The organism is Blastocatellia bacterium, assembly GCA_016713405.1.
Classification (GTDB): domain Bacteria; phylum Acidobacteriota; class Blastocatellia; order Chloracidobacteriales; family JADJPF01; genus JADJPF01.
Genome location: JADJPF010000020.1, coordinates 455,183 through 476,179, shown reverse-complemented (window position 1 = coordinate 476,179; position 20,997 = coordinate 455,183). Strand labels below are relative to the sequence as shown.

Here is a 20,997-nt window from a genome sequence, read left to right as displayed (position 1 = left end):
CTATGAAACAATACTTAATATTATTAGACCACATTCTAGGTAAAGGTGATAAAAAAGCTAATCGCACTGGAATTGGAACAACTAGTATTTTTGGCTATCAAATGCGTTTTGACCTGTCAGAAGGCTTTCCCCTACTGACTACTAAGAAGATTAGCTTTAAGTTTATTGCTTATGAACTGCTTTGGTTTTTAAGAGGCGACACTAATATAAAGTTTTTAGTTGATAATAATGTAAGTATTTGGAATGAATGGGCCTATCAGTTTTTCTTAGAAGAAAATAACCTAGTAGAAAAATATCCTCGTTACTCAAGTGTTTGGAAAGAAGGGCTTAAAAACTTTATCAACAGTATAAAAATGGACGAGGAATTTGCTAAAAAATGGGGTGAGTTAGGGCCAATTTATGGTAAGCAATGGGTTCGTTGGGAAGATAAATTTGGTGAGGAAATTAACCAAGTCCAAAATTTAATTGATCTAATTAAAACTGACCCAACTTCTAGAAGGCTAATTATTAATGGTTGGAATGTTGGAGAAATACAAGAGTTAATTAAAAACCACCACCACGCGCCGCCGCCTTGTCATACTTTATTTCAATTTATGGTGATTGATAACAAACTATCTTGCCAATTATATCAGCGAAGTGCTGATGTATTTTTAGGAGTACCTTTTAATATTGCGTCTTATGCTCTGTTAACAACTATGGTTGCACAGGTTTGTAATTTAGTGCCAGGCGAGTTTATTCATACATTTGGCGATGTTCATATTTATGATAACCATTTAGAACAGGTTAAATTGCAACTTAGTCGAACACCTAAAGATCTTCCTAAGTTAAAGCTAAACCCTAAAATAACTTCTATTTTTGATTTTAAGTATGAAGATTTTGAGCTAATTGGCTATGACCCACACCCAGCAATCAAAGGTGATGTAGCTGTATGAGCCTTTCAATAATTGCAGCAATGTCAGCTAATCGAGTTATAGGAATCAACAACACTATACCTTGGAAACTACCTGAATATCTTAAATATTTCAAAAAGCTAACTTTAGGTAAATCTATAATAATGGGACGAAAAACTTTTGAGTCCATTGGGAGAGCTTTACCATCTAGGGAAAATATTGTAATGACCCAGCAACAAACCTATCAAGTGCAAGGAGTTAAAGTTGCTGACAGCTTAAAAGAAGCAATAGAGCTAGCAGAAAACCCAGAAATTTTTATTATTGGCGGAGCAGAAATTTATAAACAAAGCTTGCCGTTAGTTGAAACAGTTTATTTAACTTTAATTGAAAAAAATTTTGATGGTGACGCTTATTTCCCTAAACTAGACCTTAAAGTTTGGCAACTTGTTCAGGAAGAAAATCATTACTCAGAAAGTGAAAAATTTGCTTATAAATTTCAAATTTATAAAAAACATTTTTAACTTAAATCTTTTCTACACAACAAAATAGCAACACTTGTTAGTATCAAACTTATAAGACTAATCATTGCACCATAATAAAAAGACTTAGGGCGAAAAATAAATTCTACTTTGTGTTCCCCTTCTGTTACTACAACTGCTCTAAAAGCATGACTTGCCCGAATTAGCTTTGCTGGCTTGTTGTCAATTAGTACTTCCCAACCTGGATAATAAGTATCTGTTAAAACCAATAACTTTGTGCCACTAGAAATTGTTTTTAAGACTACATGATTATTTTTATAGCTAATTATTTCTACTTTATCAGTGCTGCTAGCAGCCTTAATATTATCTATATTTACGTTTTTATCACTAATTATTATGTTAGATAAATTATCAAGTGTTTGCTCTTTAAGTTTATGAATTACTTGGTCTTGTCTATCGACTTGTTCAAAATTTGTAGCAAAAAAAGCTCTTGGTTTTACCAGTAGATTTTCAAAAATCTTTACTCCTTCGCCCTCATAAACTTCTTTGTAATTAACATTATCAACCTCTACATTATTTTCTGTAAGTAAATATTTAGCACCAAGAAAATCATACATTGGTGAGCTTATTTGATTAAAAACAATATGGCTTAGTCTATCTTGTCGCTCACTTAAATTAGTAAATTCACGATACCATTTTGGAAATAACTGGTCTTTACCATAAATAGTATTGATTTTATAAGGAAGTAGAGTATTAGGAGGAGCAACTATTTTATCACCAATAATTTTTTCTGCTTTACCTCGAAGCTCAGCAGGTGCAACAATTACACGACTAAAACCTATGTTATTTTTTAGAAACTCTGTTGCATTAGTTTTTGGATAAATTAATGAGCTTTTATATGTAGGATTATATTGATTTGATTGCCAAGTTAGTTCTAAAAACAAAATTAACAAGGATGCAACAGCAAATTTTATTTTTTGGTCTTTTGCAGAGTTAACCAATATCAATAAAAGTATGGTTAAAATAACTATTATTATTAACGAAATTATAAAATCTGAATTACGCCAGTAAAAATATTCTTTCAAAGAAACTAATATTCTAAAAATTAAGCGTTTGACTCCTGACATTTCACTAAAATTATTAGGTATAGCTACAATATTAAACCCTAGCATAACTATAATTAAGCTACCTAATAAAACTAACATAATCTTTTTAACTTGTTGGAGATAAGCTTTTAGTTCTATCCAACTAGTTTTTAATAAAAGGTCTGCTCCATATGCAGCTAAAACTGTAGCACCAAAGCAGTAAAGCCCACTAATTCTAGTAACGGCTCTAATAGTTTTTAGCACAGGAATATATTTAGTTATATGTACATAAACCGGTGTACAAGTCATTACCAACAACGCGCCTAAAGTTAAAAACAGAAAATAGTAAATTCTAGTGTCGGCTAGCTTCCATCCGCTACGCCAAAAAATAAACGCTATTAAAATTAAAGTTATTAGTCCTAAGTAAATTATATGATCTTGTGAAACGCCAATATCAACAAAACGGCTAGAAATATTATGGTCAAAGGCACGACCAAAGGCACGAGGTAAAATTAACGTCAGCAAATGCCAAGGTGGAAGCCAAACATAACCAATTTCTGTAGGAACAATTTTGCGATTAGAAAAACTAAGTAGCTCAAAGACAGGCCACCAATTTGCAGCCGACAATCCAAAACCTACAAATAATGTTATAGATAGATATTTTAAGGAGGTTTTAATTGCAGCTAATTTATTAGTAATTGTTTTATTTAGCAAACTAACTAGTAAATAATAACTAATCAATGCACCAAGGTAATAAATAGCTGTTGGGGTGTAACCACAGTAAAATTGTAAGGCTAAGGCTATACCACTACCAATTGCAGGCAAGGTTTTACGCTGTGATAAAGCTTTATCAGCCGCTAATAACATTAAAGGTAGCCACATCAGCCCACCTAACCAACCTAGCCAGGTTAAATGCTGCATTACATTATCAGAGAGTAAAAATACTAAACTTCCTGTAAAGGCTGCCGCAGGACTTAAGTTTAAGTTAATTAAAAAGAGATAAATAAAAATTGTAGCTAGAGCAAGCTCTAAAAGTCTTGCAAGTGAGTAACCTAAAGGAATATCAAAAATTAAATAAAGCAAATTTGTAGGAGCAAAAATTTTTGTCACCCCATCGGCGTAGATTGGGTGTCCAGCTAAAATATAAGGGTTCCAAAGTGGTAATTCTTTGCTACGATAGCTATCTACTAAAAAATAGTCTCGTGTTATATAGGTGTCAGTTAAATCACGTCGATTATAAGCATAACTACTATATTCAGTTGTATTTGCTCCCCAGGGTAATTGATTTGAATGTGCTGCTAAATCAACTAAGGTTTCTCCTAAAAAGAAAACTTGTGCAAACATTCCAACAATAATTACTAGTAATGTTAAAACAGCAATAACATGTATTTTTATTGGTACATTTTCTTTACTAGTAATTAAGTCAAAAAAAGAAATTTTATTTATAGTCATAAATATAAATCATTATTTATCAATATATTAGCAAGTAAACTAAAAATTAAGATTTTATTAAATTTTAGCAAAAATAGACTTGGCTATTGGTTAAGATTTATGGAATAATCTACAAATCTTAAAAATTCTCAGAATTTAACTTAAACGATACGCTTAAAAACATCTTCTATTTAGAAAGGACAGATCTAGTGAAAAAGTTTGTTTTATCCACACTTCTTGGGCTTTTTCTAATGTTAACTTTAGGTTTTAGCCATATAGTTAATGCTCAAGCCCCAACTTTTAGAGTCAATTTTACCGTACAAGTTAAACCTGGTGTAACGGTTGATATGGGAGCTAATGTAGTACTTAACCCAACTAAACCAAAAAAAGGTTCAACTATTTTAGTATTAAACGGCACTGGGCAAAATTCCAATACCTTTATTCCACTTTCACAACAATTATTTACTGACACAACTACCAATAAGCTTGTAGCCAGAACCATTTTGTTAAACTATCCTGGACATGGCAATAGCAGTCTTCCTATTTCAACAACTGGTGTTAAATTTGGTGATTTAACACTAAGTGATTATGTAACAGCTTTAATTGAATCTTTAAGAAAACTTAATGAAATTGATATGGCTCCAGATGTAATTATTGGTCATAGCCTTGGTGCAGAAATGCTACATTTAGCTCAACAAAGACTTGTAAGCCAAAATAGTAGCTTTAGAAAAGAATTTGGCGTTAAAACCGCTATTTTTGTTGTACCAGATATTGTGGGCCCGCCAGCCTGGGCATTTACCGATAGTGGAACAGGTGCAGCAGTGCTTTCTATGTTAAGTGTAGACGATCCACAACAAGGTAGAGTTGTAGTATTTCCTCCTCCTGTTTGGATTGGTTTCTTTTATGGTGATTTAATGGGAAGAGTTGTTGCTGGCGCACCAACCCCAGATCAAGCTGTAGCCAATGGCTTTATCTCCAATGATTCAGCATTAATGGTAGCAGAATTTCTTGGCGCACCACCTTTTCAACGTCCAACCGTTTCAGCAGGTATTTTTGCTAAATCTTCTGGAACAACCGCTGGTTTAATCGCACTAGAACAAGATGGAATTTATACACTTAAGGAACACCAAGACCTTTATACTCATTTAACCCAAGATTCTTCTAGCAAGCTTTTCTTTCCCCTAACAGGCGCAAATACAGTTCATAATGTACATGTTTTTAGTCCTGCTACTTTAATTGATCCAATTAAACAAATTTTAGCCGCTGGTAAGAAAAATAAATAAGGTTTCATTTTAAGCTAGTAGCTTAGGTAGTTTATAAGCATAAGCTACTAGCTTTTCCAAGAAATTTTCCTTCCAAAATTCGCTTCACTTTTTTTTAATAATGCAGTTAAATTTAGTTCATGTTTAATTTTCCAGCCCATACAGCTTTTTCTTTAATCTTGCCAAAATTTTCCTGTAGCAACTCGTCTATCAAATAAGGTCTATTATGATAAATAAGGCTCTAAAAAAACGATTTAATTTATGGTTATTAGAAGGCTTAAAAGAATCCACTAAAACACCAGAAAAACAAAAGTCTCATGAACGCTCTACTTGGTGGAAAGTGATGTGTTTAACTGGGGTAGACTATTTTTCTACACTAGGCTATCAACCTAGTATTGCTATTTTAGCCGCAGGTGTTTTATCACCAATGGCAACCCTAGTTTTAGTGCTAGTAACTTTATTTGGAGCTTTACCAGTCTATAATACAGTTGCAGAAAATAGCCCTCATGGTCAAGGAAGTATTTCTATCCTAGAATCAATGCTACCTCGTTGGAAAGGTAAAGCATTAGTTCTTGTTTTACTTGGATTTGCAGCAACAGGTTTTATTATCACCATTACACTTTCAGCCGCAGATGCTACAGCACATATTGTTGAAAATCCCTTTGTGCCAGCGATGTTTCACCATCCTGTTATAGTTACTTCCCTTTTGATAATGGCTTTGGGCCTAATCTTCCTAAAAGGATTTAAGGAAGCTATTAATTTAGCTGTTTTCTTAGTTTTTGCTTATTTATTATTAAATTTAATTGTTATTGCTGTAGGATTTTATTATATAGCTAAGGATTTTTCTGTAGTTACTAATTGGAAAGTAAATATTTTTAATACACATGGTTCTATTTGGGGAATAACTACCTTTTCCTTACTTCTATTTCCAAAATTAGCATTAGGCTTGTCAGGCTTTGAAACTGGCGTTTCTGTTATGCCTTTAGTAAAAGGTGAGCTTACAGATAAAATAGACAAACCTCTTGGCCGTATTCGTAATACAAAATATTTATTAACAACTGCTGCTGTAATTATGAGTTTCTTTTTAATTGGCAGTAGTTTAATAACAACTATTTTAATTCCTGTAAAAGAATTCCAAACTGGCGGCCAAGCTAATGGACGTGCATTAGCCTACTTAGCCTATTTTTACTTAGGCAATATATTTGGAACTATTTATGACTTAAGCACTATTTCTATTTTATGGTTTGCTGGTGCTTCGGCAATGGTTGGATTACTTAATCTTGTACCTTTATATTTACCTAAGTATGGAATGGCTCCTGATTGGGCAAGAGCATCTAGGCCGCTAGTAATATTCTTTACAATTGTAGGCATTATTCTTACAGTTCTTTTTGAAGCTGATATAAACGCTCAAGGCGGTGCTTATTCAACTGGGGTTTTAGCTTTAATTACTTCAGCAGCAATAGCAGTTAGCCTTATTACCTGGGAAAGCGGATGGAAGAAAAGAATACTATTTTTTATCATAACTAGTATTTTTAGCTATACTTTATTACTTAATGTGTATCAAAGACCTGAAGGAATAAAAATAGCATCATTTTTTATTCTTACAATAGTAGGAACATCTTTAGTATCTCGTGCTTTACGTTCTACAGAACTTCGTACAAAGAAAGTAATTTTGGATGATATAGCACAAAAATTCATTAAAGAAGCTACTAAACAAGGATCTATTCGCATTGTAGCCCATAGACCTGGCGGGCATACTTATACTTTTAAGGAAAAAGAAGCTCGTGACACTCATAATATTTTTGATGATCTAATAGTTTTTCTTGAAATAAAAGCTGGGGATGCTTCAGAATTTACAGATGAAGTTTTAGAGGTGCATGGAGTCAAAGAAGGAAAACATTATATTTTAAGATGCGAAAGCCCAGCTATACCTAATGCAATAGCTGCACTACTTTTACATATTCGTGATAAAACTCACCTTCAACCACATGTTTATTTTGGATGGACAGAAGGCAATCCTATTACTTATGTATTAAAATACTTAGCATTTGGTGAAGGTGATACTGCACCTGTAACACGCGAAGTGCTGCGATTAGCTGAACCTAATCCAAAACGTCGTCCTTATGTGCATGTTGGTTAGTTTCTAAGTTTTTCAATCCAAGGAGTAAAATTAATGTCAAATGTATTAAATGAATTTCCAGCAACTTTGGCTGCCCGACAAGCTGAGTTAGAAGCAACTAGAAACACTTTACTAGAACTAACTAAAGATGGAATAGACACAAAACCCGTGTCAGGCTGGTCAGTAAGCGAAATTGTTTACCATTTATATATTGTTGAAAAAGGTATTACAGGAATGCTTCAAAAAGCATTAGCTTCAACTACACAAGCTGAAAGAAAATCTGATGCAGACTTAAAAATAGAATGGCAAACAATTGTTGGTTTTACCGGAAATAGAGAAGAAAAAGTTCAAGCACCTAGCGTAGTAGAACCTAACAACGCCCCTTCGTTAAGTGAATCATTAGAGCTAATAAAAGAGTCTCGTGCAGCTTTATCAGAATTAATTAATAATACTACACTTGACCAATTAGCTTGTGTTTCTCGTCCGCATTTAGTAAAAGAAGTAGGGCTAATTAGTGGCCCAGGTTGGCTTACTTTAATTGCTCGTCATGAACTGCGATATGTAGAACAACTTAAAGAGCTTAAACAATAATTATTTTTAATAATTAATTAAATAATTTAATTAATATTTACTAGAGTTCAATCTTAAGGAGTAAAAATTAATGTCAAATCCGTTACAAGAATTTCCAGCAACACTTTCTGATCGTCTAGCAGCATTAGAAACAGCAAGAGAAATGATACTTAATGAAATAAGTGATGGAGTAGATGCAAAACCTGAAAATGGTTGGTCAGTTAGTGAAATTACTTATCATCTTTATCTAGTAGAAAAAATTATTACTACAGGTATACAAAAAACTTTAGCAGCACAAAAAGTTGAAAGAAAATCTGATGAATATTTACGTTTTGAATGGGAACAAATTGCCGAACGTGTCCCAGGTAGAAAACAACGTATAGTAGCACCTGAAGGATCAGTACCTGTTAATTGTCCTTCTCTAAGCGAAATACCTAAGTATTTAGAAGAGTCTCGTAATGCTTTAAAAGAGCTTCTTAATAATACTACTTTAGATGATTTAGCTTCTATTGAAATTCAGCACCCAGTTAAAGAAATGGGAATGATGATTAGTGGCCCGGGTTGGCTTTCATTGTTAGCTTATCATGATATGCGACACTTAAGTCAAATTCAGGAAATAAAGCAAGCTAAGTCTCACGCCACAGCATAAAGCTTAAAAAATAGCCTAAAATTTATAAGTTTTAGGCTATCTTTTTAGAAATTTTTATCTCGTTTAATTATGTCTTCTGCTAAAATAAACAAAACTACCGTCGTTAATATCCGAAATTTTAACCTATAAGTAATAAAGCAGTTATGACTAAGCAGTTTTCTCTATTTGTAACTTTTTTATATATTTTTTTTGCTTGTTTAAACCTGGTAGTTTTTGCCCAAAAATATAATTTCCGCAATTATACAACTCAAGATGGACTTGCCAACAATCTAGTTATAGACCTACTACAAGATAAATCTGGAAAAATTTGGATAGGTACAGGAGATGGAGTAAGTTGTTATGATGGAGTTAAATTTAAGAATTACACTACTGATGATGGGCTAATTAATAACCGAATTTATACAATTTACCAACAATTTGATAATCTTTTTTGGATTGGTACAGAAACAGGTATTACAAAATTAGAAATTAAGGAGGGTAAGGAAAAATTTACCCAACTACTAGATATTCCTGATGTTGGAGCAATTGCAAATATTTTAGAAAAAGATAACCAACTCTTTTTTATTGGAAAAACAGGAATTATTAAATTTGATGGTCAACAATTTAGTCTTTTTCCTAATCTTCCTTCAAACCCTCAAATGCGTTTTCGTTGTGGCTATAAAGACCCTAACCATAATCTTTGGGTTGGTAGTAACCAAGGTCTTATTAAATTAGATATAACTTCTTCTACTTACAAAATTTATGACAATAAAAATGGCATTTTATCAAATGATAATTTAATTAGAGGTATTTATCAGGACACACTAGGAGATTTTTGGCTCTTATTTCAAGAATCAGGAATTTTGCAAGTTGTTTTTAAAGATCAAATTGTTACTAAAACACAATTATTTACAGAAAAAGACGGACTACCTTCTAATTTATGTTTTAAGATACTTCAAGATAAAGCTGGCAACTACTGGGCTACTACTTATAATGGCGTAATTAAATTTACACTAGAAAAATCTTTAGAACCTACTCAAGTTGATAAATTAAAAATCCTACAAATTTTTCAAGAACAAAATGGACTAGTTCATAACAATATGAACCCTATTTTATTAGATAGAGAAGATAATTTATGGTTTGGTACTCATCATGGCTTAAGTAAATTAACAAGTGAAAAATTTGTTAGTTATGATATTGCAACTGGACTATCTTCTAATACTATTTATAAAACTGTCCAAGATAAAGATGGTGATATTTGGATAGCTACTCATAAAGGCGTAAATTTACTAGTAAATAATAAAGCTATAATCTTATCTAATTCGGACTCTACGCTAGGTAACAACACTAATTCCGTATTTATTGATAGCAAAGAAAGAATTTGGGTAGTACAAGAATTAAATGGGGTTTATGCTTTTGAAAAACAGCGTCAAGGAGAAAAAATATCTCTTAAAAAAGTAGTTAGCCTAGAAGCAAAAGACAAAGTTAACAGAGCATTTAGTTTAGTCGAAGACCATTTAGGCCAAATATGGATTACAACCTATGCCGCAGAACTTATTTGCTATAATGGACAAACTATCAAAATTTACAGTAGTAACACAACTGTAAATTTCCCTGAGACCAGATTTCTTTTTATAAATACTGATTCAAAAGGAAATATTTGGGTAGGAGCAAATGAAGGAGCAATAAAAATCACACTTGGCTTAGATAGTTCACCTACTTTTAAGCATTACTTTACAAAAGAAGGTTTACCAGCTAAACGAGTACAAAATATTTATGAAGACTCGTTAGGAAATATTTGGTTTAGTAGTGATAATTCTGGTTTGTTTAAGTGGGATAGCAAAACTTTTACCCAATATACTACCAAAGATGGTTTATCTAGCAATATTACTTATACAATTTTAGAAATGCCTAAAGGTATTTTTTGGATTGCTACGGCTAGAGGCGTTGATAGGTTTGTTAATGGTAAGTTTAAGAATTATAACTATAATGATGGAACATCTCAAAAAAGTTCTGATGTTAGATCTTTAATGTTAGACAAAGAAAATAATCTTTGGTTTGCTACTGAATTTGGGTTAAAAAAATATATTCCTTCTCTTGATTATCAAGTTAAAACACCTCCTACAATTGAAATTGAAGCTATTCGATTAGATCAAAAGCTTTTAGCATATGAAAAATACTCCCAACTACTAGAAAATAAACTAATCTCTTTTCCTTATTTTGAAAATAGTTTTGAGTTTGATTTCTTAGGTATATCTTTTATAAATGAAGACTTAATTTCTTATCAATATCAATTAGAAGGATTTGATAAAAACTGGATAACTACCAAAGAAAAAATTGCTAAATATCCTAATTTAACCCCAGGAAAATACTTATTTAAGGTTAAAGCATTAAATAAAAATGGATTACCAAGCGAGGTTAAAACCTTACAAATTGAAATTCTAAAACCTTTTTGGCTACAATTTTGGTTTTTAAGTTTGTCATTTCTTACTATAGTAACACTAGTATATGGATTTTATGCTTATAGAATTAGAAAAATAGAGCTACAAAAAGAACAATTAGAACTAGTAGTAAAAGAAAGAACTAATGAAGTTCTTTCACAAAAGAATGAGCTAGAATCAAAAAATGAACAGTTAAATAAAAAAAATGATGAATTAAATAAAAAGAATGAAGAGCTTGTTAAATCTAAGGAAGAATTACTACAATCAAACAAAAAAATAGAAACTATATTTTCTGCTTTATCGGAGCTTTTGCCAGGCTCTATTTTAGACAACAAATACCGTCTAGAAGATAAAATTGGCAGCGGTGGTTTTGGAATAGTTTTTCAAGCAACACACCTAAATCTTAGCCATCAAGTAGCTGTGAAAGTGTTTCGCCCAATAGATAATAATGTCACAGAAGAAGCTCTACAACGCTTTCAAATGGAAGGAGTATCTGCTTGTAGAGTTAATCATCCAAATGCAATTTCAATTCTTGATTCAGGAATAACCGCAGCAGGTATTCCATACCTGGTGATGGAATTACTAAAAGGACGCACATTAGAAAAAGAGCTAACTAAAAAAAGGACTCTTTCCTTAGAACGCTGTGTAGAAATTCTACTACCTGTCTGCAATGCTCTTTCAAAAGCTCATAGCGCAGGCATTATTCATAGAGATATAAAGCCAGATAATATCTTTTTGCATAAAGGAGCAAATGGAGAAATAGTTAAAGTAGTAGATTTTGGGATTGCTAAACTTTTAGGAGATGCTGCTAGCAATAAGGTCGATACACTAACAGAAGCTGGTTGCATTATTGGAACACCTGTTTATATGGCTCCTGAAAGATTAAGTGGTAAGCCTTATGATGGAAAAGCTGACGTTTATAGTTTAGGTGTAATGCTTTACGAATTACTTATAGGACACCCTCCTTTTCAAGCAAGTAAAGAAGATTTTTGGTCAATAATATCTTTACATTTAACTGAAACTCCTCGATCAATGACAGAGCAAAACCCTAAAATTTCACCTGAAGTAGAAAAAGTAATTTTCCAAGCCTTAGCAAAAAATCCTAATGAACGTCCAACTACTAAAGAATTAGCTGAAAAATTTGCTTGTGTGGTTGGTTTTAAGCATTTGTTAGATGAAACGAATGACCCACAAACAGATGAAATATCAATAAGTAATGAATCCTCTAACGATCTAACTACTAAAATAATCTCTGCACAAACTCCTTTTTTTAATTTTAATTCAGCTTCAACAAGTGATTCATTTGAGAAAAAAACTATTCTAAATACTAAAAAATAAGTGTTTTTTATATATTGTATTTTACTACTAACTACAGTGTAAACTAAGTAATATAGCAATTTTGTATTCTTAACTCTTAAGCCCCAGAGGGGCGAAATAACTGTAGCCTAGGGCGCAAGCCCTAGGAAATAATAATTAAGTCTTTTTAAGCCCTGTAAGGGCGACATAGTCTTTTAATGCTAAGAAAATACTCTGTCGCCCCGTTGGGGCTTTTGGGAATTGCTCATTATCATACGTAGGGTTAAAACTCTACGCTACATATCTATCGCCCCGCTTGGGCTTAAGATTAAAATATCAGAATATTTAGTTTACAGTGTACTAACAAATCCTGGGCAATTGTTCCCCTACAAGCATATCTACTACTCTTGTGCTACCAAAATTCGTTACTAAGGCTACTATCGCGCTAGGCTCTGCTTTGACTTCTCCAATTATTGCAGCATCTTTACCTAGAGGATTTTCTCTTATTCGCTCTAAAAGCCTTTCTGCAACATCATTTGAGACTATAGCAATTAATTTCCCTTCATTAGCTACATACAAAGGATCAAGTCCTAAAATTTCACATGCTCCATTAACTTCTTCACAAATTGGGATATTTTTCTGGTATATCTCTATGTATTTATTAGAGCTTAAAGCAATTTCATTTAATGTTGTTGCAATACCTCCGCGAGTTGGATCACGTAAGCAATGAATTGCTTCTAAATTTCCTATTTGCAAGACTTCATCCAACATATCTTTAACTAGTAAATTTAGCGGTGCTGTGTCGCTTTTAATTTCAGCTTCAAGCTCAAGTTCTCCCCGTGCAATTAAAATAGTTGTTCCATGATCTCCTATTGTTCCACTTACTATTATTTTGTCTCCAACCTGCGCTTGTGTAGAAGAAATCTGTAGGGGCAAATCAATAATTCCTATTCCTGAAGTAGTAATAAATATTTTATCGGCACTGCCCTTTTGTACAACTTTTGTGTCACCTGTAACTATTTGAATTTGCGCTTCTTGTGCAGCTTCCTGCATTGATTTAACTATTTGTTTTAAGTCTTTAATTGGAAAACCTTCTTCTAGTATAAAGCTTGCTGAAAGATAAAGCGGAGTTGCTCCACTCATTGCTAAATCGTTTACAGTTCCATAAACAGCAAGTTTTCCAATATCTCCACCGGGAAAAAAAATCGGGTCAACTACAAATGAATCTGTTGTAAATGCAAGTCTTGTTTTAGAGTTTGGGCTATTAATTTCAAGCGTGGCTTGGTCTTCAAGTTTTTCTAAAATAGGGTTACTTAAATATTCTAAAAATAAGCCGTTTATTAGCTCATGTGTAGCTTTGCCTCCACTACCATGCGCTAAGGTAATAATACTATCTTTTATTTTTGTTTTTTTTCTTCTAGCTATTTCTATACTCTGAAATAGCGGCGTAAAATCTTCCGTCATTTTATATTTATTTTTAACTCCCTATCGTTGAGCAATTTTTGAAAGCCGACCAAAATTATAATAAGCAGCACAAGCCCCTTCAGATGAAACCATACAAGATCCAATAGGTGTTTCAGGTGTGCAAGCTGTCCCAAAAATCTTACATTCCCAAGGTTTTTTTACGCCTTTTAAGATCTCTCCACATTGACAAGCTTTTGGATCTGCAATTTGGAAATTAGCTATTGGAAATTTAAGTTCAGCATCAAACTCTTCATATTTTTTACGTAATTTTAAACCACTATAAGCAATTGTCCCTAAACCACGCCATTCAAAATATTCCCTAGGTTCAAAAACTTCTGAAATAGCATCTATTGCCCTTTGATTTCCATTTTCTGTAACTACTCGCCCATATTGGTTTTCTACTTTTGCTTCATTTTTAATTATTTGCTTTACTGCCATATAAATAGACTGTAAAACATCTAGCGGCTCAAAACCAGAAACTACAATTGGCTTTTTATATGTATTAGCAATAAATTCATAAGGTTTTGTTCCTATCACCGTAGAAACATGCCCAGGGCCAATAAAACCATCTAGCTTAAGGTCTGGCGACTCTAACAAAGCTTTAAGCACTGGTACAACCATTATATGATTAGCAAAAATACTAAAATTCTTTATTCCTTCCTTAGCAGCTTGTAAAACAGTCATGGCCGTTGATGGTGTGGTAGTTTCAAAACCAATTGCAAAAAATACTACTGATTTATCAGGGTTTTTCTTAGCTATTTTTAGTGCATCAAGTGGCGAATAAACCATTCGTACATCTGCACCAGCAGCTTTAGCATTTAGCAAACTAGTTTTTGACCCTGGCACACGCATTGTGTCCCCAAAAGTAGTAAAAATAACTTCTGGGCTACAAGCAATTGATATTGCATCGTCAACTCTACCAAGAGGGATTACGCAAACAGGACAGCCAGGCCCATGAATCATATTTATATTTGGAGGTAATAAATCTTCTATTCCATACTTAAAAATTGTATGAGTATGACCACCGCAAATTTCCATTATGCTTAATTTTTTATTTGATATTTTAGCAATTTCTTCTGTTAGTTTTTTAGCTAATTCTCCTGATCTATACTCATCTATATATTTCATAATTATTACCTTAAATTATTAGTTTTTTATTCATCTATTTCATATTCGCCTAATTCTTGTAAAAGCTTTAAAGTTTCTTGTGCCTGCTGTTCATCAATTTTATTCATAGCAAAACCAACATGAATTAAAACATAATCGCCTATTTTTATTTCTGTTGGATCAAGTAATGCAGTGTTAATATTGCGTTTTACTCCACCTATTTCAACCTTTGCTATTGAGTTTTCTAGATCAATAAATTCAATAATTTTTCCTGGTATTGCTAAACACATAAAATTAACCTTTTTTTAAGTTTTCTTGAACAAATTCTAACCACTTGTCCATTCCTTCACCAGTTTTTGCAGATAACTCAAAAACTTTTATTCCTGGGCGTACAGCTTGGATGTTTTTGTGCGCTAAAGAAAAATCAAACTCTACTGCTTCCGCTAAATCTATCTTAGTTATTATTGCTATATCAGCAGTATTAAAAATAGTTGGATATTTAAGTGGTTTGTCTTCACCTTCAGTAACAGACATTAAGACTAAGCGAAGCTCTTCACCAAGATCATAGCTAGATGCGCAAACAAGATTTCCTACATTTTCAATAAATAAAGCATCAAGTTTATTTAAGTCCCATTCTTTCAAAGAATTATCAATCATTGCAGCATCTAAATGACAAATTGTTCCTGTAATTATTTGTTTAACAGGAACATTTGTCGCAGCAAGTCTTACAGCGTCATTATCTGTAGCTAAATCCCCTACAAGAACCGCCATAGAATATTTTTTATTTAGAGCAGAAAGAGTTTTTTCCAACAGTTTAGTTTTTCCTGAACCAGGACTTGAAACAAAACTTGCTACAAAAACTCCCGCCAACTTAAAATTTTGTCTTAAAACACGGGCTAAAATATCATTTTGCTTTAATACTTTTTCTCTAACTTCAACTAATCTTGGTGTATTCATGTTTGGATCTCTAGGGCAACAATTTCTAATTCCCTACCTTGTAGAATTTCAAAACTAGGAGTTTTGCAGGTAGGACAAGAAAAATCTTGAATAGAAATTAATTCTTTTTTTTCTTGGCACACATAACAATATACAATAACAGGCAGTTCTTCAATTAGCAGTTGTGAAGTTTGAAAAATTGTTCCTTCACAAGCTAGTTTATAAGAAAAAAGCAAAGCCTCTTTTACAACTCCAGAAAGTTGCCCTACTTTAAGATGAACAGCTTGAACCTGTTTAGTTTCTTGGCGTTCAGCCTCTTCTTTTGCTATCTCTATGATGCTTAAAACAATAGATAATTCGTGAATAATAACTCTCCTTATAATTATTTTAATTATTTTTTATATTAACCTTAATTCCAAGAAGTTATTTATAACAAAAAATTTAGTGCTAGTTAATCAACACCAAGCAATCACGCTAGCAGTTTGGTCTATGCTAAAATGTTGAGCATTGTCAAAAAGTAATAGTTCCAAAAGTGAGGTAAGGCTAAATGTCAGAGAGGTTGCTTATTATTGGTGGGGTCGCTGGTGGTATGACAGCCGCTACTTGGGCGCGTCGTTTTTCATCTACCACCGAAATTATAGTTCTAGAACGTAGCGCAGAAGTTTCTTACTCTGAATGTGGAATGCCTTATGTTTTTAGTGGTCAAGTCCCTAGCTTAGATCATCTTGTCCGTTATCAGCCACAAGATTTAGAAAAAAAATATCAAATAAAAATTCTTAATAATAGTAGCGTAGTAGGGCTTAATCTTTCAGCACAGTATGCAGAAATAAATAATTTAATTGACAAAAAAGAGGAAAAACTTTCTTTTGATTATCTGGTTATGGCTACAGGTGCAAAAGCTAAAGAATTAAATGTTGAAGGTGCTAAACTTCCAGGAGTTTTTACTTTGCGTCATATGGCAGAAGCACGTGCTATTGATAATTACTTAAAAATTGCTAGCCCTCATCGTGCTGTAATTTTAGGTGCTGGCTATGTTGGTTTAGAAATGGCCGAAGCATTAAAGACAAGAGGTCTTGAGGTAATTGTTATTGATCAGTCCAATCAACTACTTAATACTTTCGATGGTGAACTAAAAGATAAAATTTTAGAAGAACTAGCTAATCAAAAAGTTAATGTAATACTTGGAGAGACAATTCAAACAATAGTTGGTCGTAGCCAAGTTGAACAGGTCATTACAAAATCGCAAACAATCAGCACAGATCTAGTAATTATTGCAATAGGTGTTAATCCTACAGTTAATTTAGCAAAAGCAACTAATATCCGGCTTGGAGCAAGCGGAGCAATTGCTGTTAAAAACAATCAACAAACAAATTTTCCTAATGTTTATGCTGCGGGGGACTGTGCAGAAGCACACCACTTAGTTTTAGATAAACCCTGTTATATACCTTTAGGTACAACAGCTAATAAACAAGGTCGAGTAGCTGGAATTAATGCTGTAGGGGGACGTGCTAGTTTTGCTGGTATTGTTGGAACACAAGCAATAAAAATTTTTGACCTAGAAGTTGCTACTACTGGCTTATCACTTAATCAAGCTTTAGAAGCTAATTTTTTAGCTAAAGAAATTTCTTCTCGTTCTATTTCCCGTGCTGGCTATTATCCAGGTGCTGAAGAGATTTACACTAGCCTAGTTTATGATGAACGAACAGGAAAACTTCTTGGCGGTCAAATGCTAGGACACCAATCAGTAGCAAAAAGAATTGATGTAATAGCTACGGCTCTTTACGCTAAATTACGAATAGAAGATGTCTTACAACTAGATTTAAGTTATGCTCCACCTTTTGCCCCTGTTTGGGAACCACTACTTTATACTGCCCGCAAAACACAAGATTCTAAATAAGTTAAGAAATTATTATGTCTTTAGAAAAACCTTTATCTAATAAAAGAATTTTAGTAACTCGTGCAAAACGTGCGGAAGATGAGCTTGTTATCCAATTGGAAAACTATGGAGCTAAAGTTTTTTACTCCCCTACTATTGAAATTATTGATCCAGAAGATTATTCCCCTCTTGATGAAGCTTTAAGTAATCTCTATAGATATGATTGGGTAATTTTTACTAGTCGTAATGGGGTAGAAAAATTTTTAGCTAGAATGGAAAAATTAAATTTTGAGTTATCAGATTTAAGGAACTTAAAAATACTTGTAGTTGGTTTAACAACGGCTAAGGCATTAGAAAAAGCTCAAATTTCTCCAACTTTAATTCCTACAAATTTTCATGCTGAAGGAGCTTTGGACAGTTTACAAAAGTATTATCAAAATAATGATTTATTGTCTAAGTGTAATTTTTTATTTCCTCGTGCTGAAATAGGGAGGGATATTTTGCCTACGGAGTTAGCAAAAATCGGTGCAAAAGTAGATTTAGTTACCGCTTATAAAACATCTATTCCCGCTAATGCAAAAGTAGATTTACTAAATATTTTCAGCAGAGAAAAGATAGATCTAATTACTTTTACAAGTCCATCTACAGTAAGTAATTTAGCTGAATTAGTAACACCAAAAAGCTTAAAAGATTTATTAAAAGAAATTTCTATAGCTTGTATTGGCCCAGTAACAGCAAAAGCTGCTAAGGATTTTGGCTTAAAAGTAGATATTTGCCCAAATCAGTCTAATGCAATAGAACTAGCAATAGCTATTAAAGACTATTTTTAAAGAACAGATTGCAGTTTAAACACTTAGAAAAATTTTACCCATTAATAAACTAAAGCCTAACATTTCTTCAATGTCAGGCTTTTAGGTTAATTTTTGATTAGTTAAATTTAACTAATTAATCACCTTCTTCACCAATGTGTGGGTGACGAGGGAATTTAGTAAAAGGTATACGAATACCACGCATAAAGAAGCGGTCAATTCTAATTTCTGGATTTGCTTCAAAATTTTCACTACCAAAAGAACCAATGATATCGTCTTGGTCAATACCATCACCGCTAATACCAACTGCACCAGCTAGTCTTCCACCTTTATAAAGTGGGCTACTGCCAGTGAAAATCATTACAGTGCTATTTAGCAAGCTAGTACCAGATCTACCATTAGTAGGATCACAGAAGTTATTTTGTTGTTTAAACTGAGTATCTCTATCTTTACCAGCTAAAACATTTACAATACTTCTACCAATTACAAAAGAAAGGTCATTTTTGCCAACTTGGTAATTTGGATTTTTATTAGCACCTTGTAACAAGAAATCTGTTTGGAAACCATTGTTTAAAGGACTAAAGGTAGAAATTGGTGTTGAAAGTGGGCCTTCAGCAGCACCATCAATTCCATCTGGGAAAAATGGACGATGAATAAACCCTACAGAACGAGCAGCAAAAGCAAATGAACCATCTAATCTTAGACCTTCAGCAAATAAGGCTCTTGTATATTTATTTAAGCCAGCAGCATTAAGAATTTGATCTGTACCTGCACGGCTAAATAAAGTTGCAGCACGACCTTTTTCTGCTGAAACGTCAAAACCAAATATAGGTGCATCTGGAGTGCTGATAATACCTAATATTTGTCCATTTACATCAACACAAGTCATATTAACTTCTGCTGGTGCGTCTCTTGGAAGACGAATAGCGGCTCTAACTCGGTTAGCTTCTGTAACAGCTTGGACTAAAATTTGTTCAACATCAGAAGAAGTTAACAAAGTACCATTCTTAAATGGGAAAAAGCGAGGTACAACACGAACAGATTTACCACGTAAAGTGATATCTCTAAATTCTGTTGGAACATTAGTTCTAATACGTACATCTGCTGGATTAGTGCTTAAAGGTGGAATTGGTAAAAAATTACCTACTCCATTTAAAGATGCAGCTTGAACAGCAGGAATATCAAAGTCACTTCGGTATACAAAACGGAAACCATTAACAAAAATCTTATCTGCTGTAATACCATCTGGAGCTTCAAAGCCTCTAGTAGCGGCAAAAGCAGTAATTTCTTCTATTCCTTCTCTAAAAAATAGCTCGTTATTTGGATCCATGCGTTTTGCAAAATCTTCAGGTCTATTTAATGCAACGTTATATTCGCCATTAATTTCAACCCCTAAACCACCTGAAGGAATACCAGCTTTGTAAATTGGTATGCCACCAGTGTCTCCAGACATACCTAATGGTAAACCTGGTTGTTTTACATCACTACAACCTAAACTGGAAACTTGCACTCCAAAGAGTGGGCCACCACTTAAGTTAGTAATGAAAGGAGGAAAGTTTTCACGAATAATATAAGCTGCTGTTCTAGTACTAAAAGCATTTCCAAAAGTGCTTAAGAATGCCCCTGTACCTGCTTTGGAAATTGTTGCTGCTATGGCTGGAACAGCACCAGGAAGTACTGAACCACCTAAACCTTCTAAACCTTGTAGATTTCCAGGTACCCCTTGTTTACCAACATCACGAACTACTATAGTTTTAGCAGCTCCTTTCATTTGGTAAATAGCCAAAATGTTGCCTTCACGATCAACGATTGTAAAGGTTGCTGCTACACCTAATTTTTGAGCTTGTGCTACACCTTGACCAATGATTTGCCTAATATCAGCTTCTGTTAGTGGACTAGGCCCGATAACACTGGGAATAACAGCTACTTTTTCCGCGACTTCAACACCTTTTGAGTTACGCATTTTTATGGTTGCAACACCATCAGGAAAATCGGTTTTACTGACTCCTGTAATAATAATTGTGTTTGAATTTTGGAAGTTAGCCTGGCCGTTGGTTAAAATTCCTTTCTTGCCTGCTATCTCTATGGACATATTAGACTCGAAATTTTGACCAACGATTACTAGCTGCTTCTTGCCAGGTTTTAATACTGTTTTTTCCCGATCTATCGTAGGATCAGAACTTGTATTAGCGGTAGGGTTTTTATAACCCCAAATCATTGAAATTGCCAAGACTAGACCACAACACAAGACCAGACCCCAAAAGGATCTCTTTTTTTGGGTTGCCATAATCTTCCTCCGGCAAGATATTACTCTTACTTATATAGTATTAAAATTATTTTTGTATCTGCAGGGCTTCCAGGTCCTTATAACGCGAGACAGTGAATGGGTTTAAGATAGCACGCTGCTTGGTTTTTTGTCTAGCCCAATAAATCTGCTAATTTAGGAATTTTTCCGACCCTTGCTTACTTGCTTGTACTTTTCTCTTTGTGCTACCATTGGCGAGTATCCCGCAATCCAGGCTTTTTAAAGATCCTATAATACGCGACTGTCAGCGAGTGCTTATAAAAATTATATAGAATAAAAAACTAGAACTAAGTTAAGTT

The 20,997-nt window shown here is 33.4% G+C and carries 16 protein-coding genes; 9 read left to right on the top strand and 7 right to left on the bottom strand.

Going from position 1 to position 20,997, the window contains the following annotated elements; all coding sequences use genetic code 11:
- Positions 1 to 2: 2 nt before the first annotated feature.
- Positions 3 to 932, top strand: a complete 930-nt coding sequence (locus tag IPK14_20365) for a thymidylate synthase (protein MBK7995641.1) — start codon at positions 3 to 5, stop codon at positions 930 to 932.
- Entirely contained in the window at positions 929 to 1,411 is a 483-nt protein-coding gene (locus IPK14_20360; protein ID MBK7995640.1) for a dihydrofolate reductase, read from the top strand. Before IPK14_20365 ends, IPK14_20360 begins: the two co-directional genes overlap by 4 nt.
- Here the strand turns inward: IPK14_20360 and IPK14_20355 are convergent.
- Positions 1,408 to 3,906, bottom strand: coding sequence for a YfhO family protein (locus IPK14_20355; protein MBK7995639.1), 2,499 nt, complete (start codon positions 3,904 to 3,906; stop codon positions 1,408 to 1,410). The two genes, IPK14_20360 and IPK14_20355, sit on opposite strands and share 4 nt — an antisense overlap.
- A gap of 188 nt (positions 3,907 to 4,094) precedes the next feature.
- Between IPK14_20355 and IPK14_20350 the strand changes: the two genes are divergently transcribed.
- The 5 genes from IPK14_20350 (at position 4,095) to IPK14_20330 (ending at position 12,243) form a co-directional block, all read left to right on the top strand.
- A complete protein-coding gene (locus tag IPK14_20350) occupies positions 4,095 to 5,168 on the top strand; it encodes an alpha/beta fold hydrolase (GenBank protein ID MBK7995638.1) in 1,074 nt (357 codons plus the stop codon).
- A 205-nt stretch (positions 5,169 to 5,373) separates the two neighbouring features.
- Positions 5,374 to 7,287 carry an amino acid transporter gene (locus IPK14_20345; protein MBK7995637.1) on the top strand — a complete coding sequence of 638 codons (1,914 nt, stop codon included), beginning with the start codon at positions 5,374 to 5,376 and terminating at the stop codon, positions 7,285 to 7,287.
- Positions 7,288 to 7,320: 33 nt separating this feature from the next.
- Entirely contained in the window at positions 7,321 to 7,857 is a 537-nt protein-coding gene (locus IPK14_20340; GenBank protein MBK7995636.1) for a DinB family protein, read from the top strand.
- 70 nt (positions 7,858 to 7,927) lie between these two features.
- Entirely contained in the window at positions 7,928 to 8,485 is a 558-nt protein-coding gene (locus IPK14_20335) for a DinB family protein (GenBank protein ID MBK7995635.1), read from the top strand.
- A 143-nt stretch (positions 8,486 to 8,628) separates the two neighbouring features.
- Positions 8,629 to 12,243, top strand: a complete 3,615-nt coding sequence (locus tag IPK14_20330) for a protein kinase (protein ID MBK7995634.1) — start codon at positions 8,629 to 8,631, stop codon at positions 12,241 to 12,243.
- A gap of 318 nt (positions 12,244 to 12,561) precedes the next feature.
- Here IPK14_20330 and hypE read toward each other — a convergent pair whose 3' ends face one another.
- The 5 genes from hypE to hypA are packed head-to-tail and all read right to left on the bottom strand — an operon-like array spanning position 12,562 to position 16,073.
- Positions 12,562 to 13,665: a hydrogenase expression/formation protein HypE gene (gene hypE, locus IPK14_20325; GenBank protein ID MBK7995633.1), complete on the bottom strand. Its 1,104-nt coding sequence runs from the start codon at positions 13,663 to 13,665 to the stop codon at positions 12,562 to 12,564.
- Positions 13,666 to 13,686: 21 nt separating this feature from the next.
- Positions 13,687 to 14,793: a hydrogenase formation protein HypD gene (gene hypD / locus IPK14_20320; GenBank protein MBK7995632.1), complete on the bottom strand. Its 1,107-nt coding sequence runs from the start codon at positions 14,791 to 14,793 to the stop codon at positions 13,687 to 13,689.
- 26 nt (positions 14,794 to 14,819) lie between these two features.
- Complete coding sequence (locus IPK14_20315; protein MBK7995631.1) at positions 14,820 to 15,062, bottom strand: HypC/HybG/HupF family hydrogenase formation chaperone; 243 nt, start codon at positions 15,060 to 15,062, stop codon at positions 14,820 to 14,822.
- A gap of 4 nt (positions 15,063 to 15,066) precedes the next feature.
- Positions 15,067 to 15,729, bottom strand: a complete 663-nt coding sequence (hypB, locus tag IPK14_20310) for a hydrogenase nickel incorporation protein HypB (GenBank protein ID MBK7995630.1) — start codon at positions 15,727 to 15,729, stop codon at positions 15,067 to 15,069.
- A complete protein-coding gene (gene hypA / locus IPK14_20305) occupies positions 15,726 to 16,073 on the bottom strand; it encodes a hydrogenase maturation nickel metallochaperone HypA (GenBank protein MBK7995629.1) in 348 nt (115 codons plus the stop codon). Before hypA ends, hypB begins: the two co-directional genes overlap by 4 nt.
- Before the next feature lie 182 nt (positions 16,074 to 16,255).
- Here hypA and IPK14_20300 point away from each other — a divergent pair, with 182 nt between their 5' ends.
- The gene (locus IPK14_20300; protein ID MBK7995628.1) at positions 16,256 to 17,605 is read left to right on the top strand and encodes an FAD-dependent oxidoreductase; all 1,350 of its coding nucleotides are present in this window, start codon (positions 16,256 to 16,258) and stop codon (positions 17,603 to 17,605) included.
- A 14-nt stretch (positions 17,606 to 17,619) separates the two neighbouring features.
- A complete protein-coding gene (locus IPK14_20295) occupies positions 17,620 to 18,414 on the top strand; it encodes a uroporphyrinogen-III synthase (protein ID MBK7995627.1) in 795 nt (264 codons plus the stop codon).
- Positions 18,415 to 18,529: 115 nt separating this feature from the next.
- Here IPK14_20295 and IPK14_20290 read toward each other — a convergent pair whose 3' ends face one another.
- Positions 18,530 to 20,680, bottom strand: coding sequence for a hypothetical protein (locus tag IPK14_20290; GenBank protein MBK7995626.1), 2,151 nt, complete (start codon positions 20,678 to 20,680; stop codon positions 18,530 to 18,532).
- Positions 20,681 to 20,997 lie beyond the last annotated feature (317 nt).

What these genes read in the sequence shown, in the direction of transcription:
- IPK14_20365 (MBK7995641.1), top strand. Translation starts at nt 3, where the DNA reads ATGAAACAATACTTAATATTATTAGACCACATTCTAGGTAAAGGTGAT.
- IPK14_20360 (MBK7995640.1), top strand. Translation starts at nt 929, where the DNA reads ATGAGCCTTTCAATAATTGCAGCAATGTCAGCTAATCGAGTTATAGGA.
- IPK14_20355 (MBK7995639.1), bottom strand. Translation starts at nt 3,906, where the DNA reads ATGACTATAAATAAAATTTCTTTTTTTGACTTAATTACTAGTAAAGAA.
- IPK14_20345 (MBK7995637.1), top strand. Translation starts at nt 5,374, where the DNA reads ATGATAAATAAGGCTCTAAAAAAACGATTTAATTTATGGTTATTAGAA.
- IPK14_20340 (MBK7995636.1), top strand. Translation starts at nt 7,321, where the DNA reads ATGTCAAATGTATTAAATGAATTTCCAGCAACTTTGGCTGCCCGACAA.
- IPK14_20335 (MBK7995635.1), top strand. Translation starts at nt 7,928, where the DNA reads ATGTCAAATCCGTTACAAGAATTTCCAGCAACACTTTCTGATCGTCTA.
- IPK14_20330 (MBK7995634.1), top strand. Translation starts at nt 8,629, where the DNA reads ATGACTAAGCAGTTTTCTCTATTTGTAACTTTTTTATATATTTTTTTT.
- hypE (MBK7995633.1), bottom strand. Translation starts at nt 13,665, where the DNA reads ATGACGGAAGATTTTACGCCGCTATTTCAGAGTATAGAAATAGCTAGA.
- hypD (MBK7995632.1), bottom strand. Translation starts at nt 14,793, where the DNA reads ATGAAATATATAGATGAGTATAGATCAGGAGAATTAGCTAAAAAACTA.
- IPK14_20315 (MBK7995631.1), bottom strand. Translation starts at nt 15,062, where the DNA reads ATGTGTTTAGCAATACCAGGAAAAATTATTGAATTTATTGATCTAGAA.
- hypB (MBK7995630.1), bottom strand. Translation starts at nt 15,729, where the DNA reads ATGAATACACCAAGATTAGTTGAAGTTAGAGAAAAAGTATTAAAGCAA.
- IPK14_20300 (MBK7995628.1), top strand. Translation starts at nt 16,256, where the DNA reads ATGTCAGAGAGGTTGCTTATTATTGGTGGGGTCGCTGGTGGTATGACA.
- IPK14_20295 (MBK7995627.1), top strand. Translation starts at nt 17,620, where the DNA reads ATGTCTTTAGAAAAACCTTTATCTAATAAAAGAATTTTAGTAACTCGT.
- IPK14_20290 (MBK7995626.1), bottom strand. Translation starts at nt 20,680, where the DNA reads ATGGCAACCCAAAAAAAGAGATCCTTTTGGGGTCTGGTCTTGTGTTGT.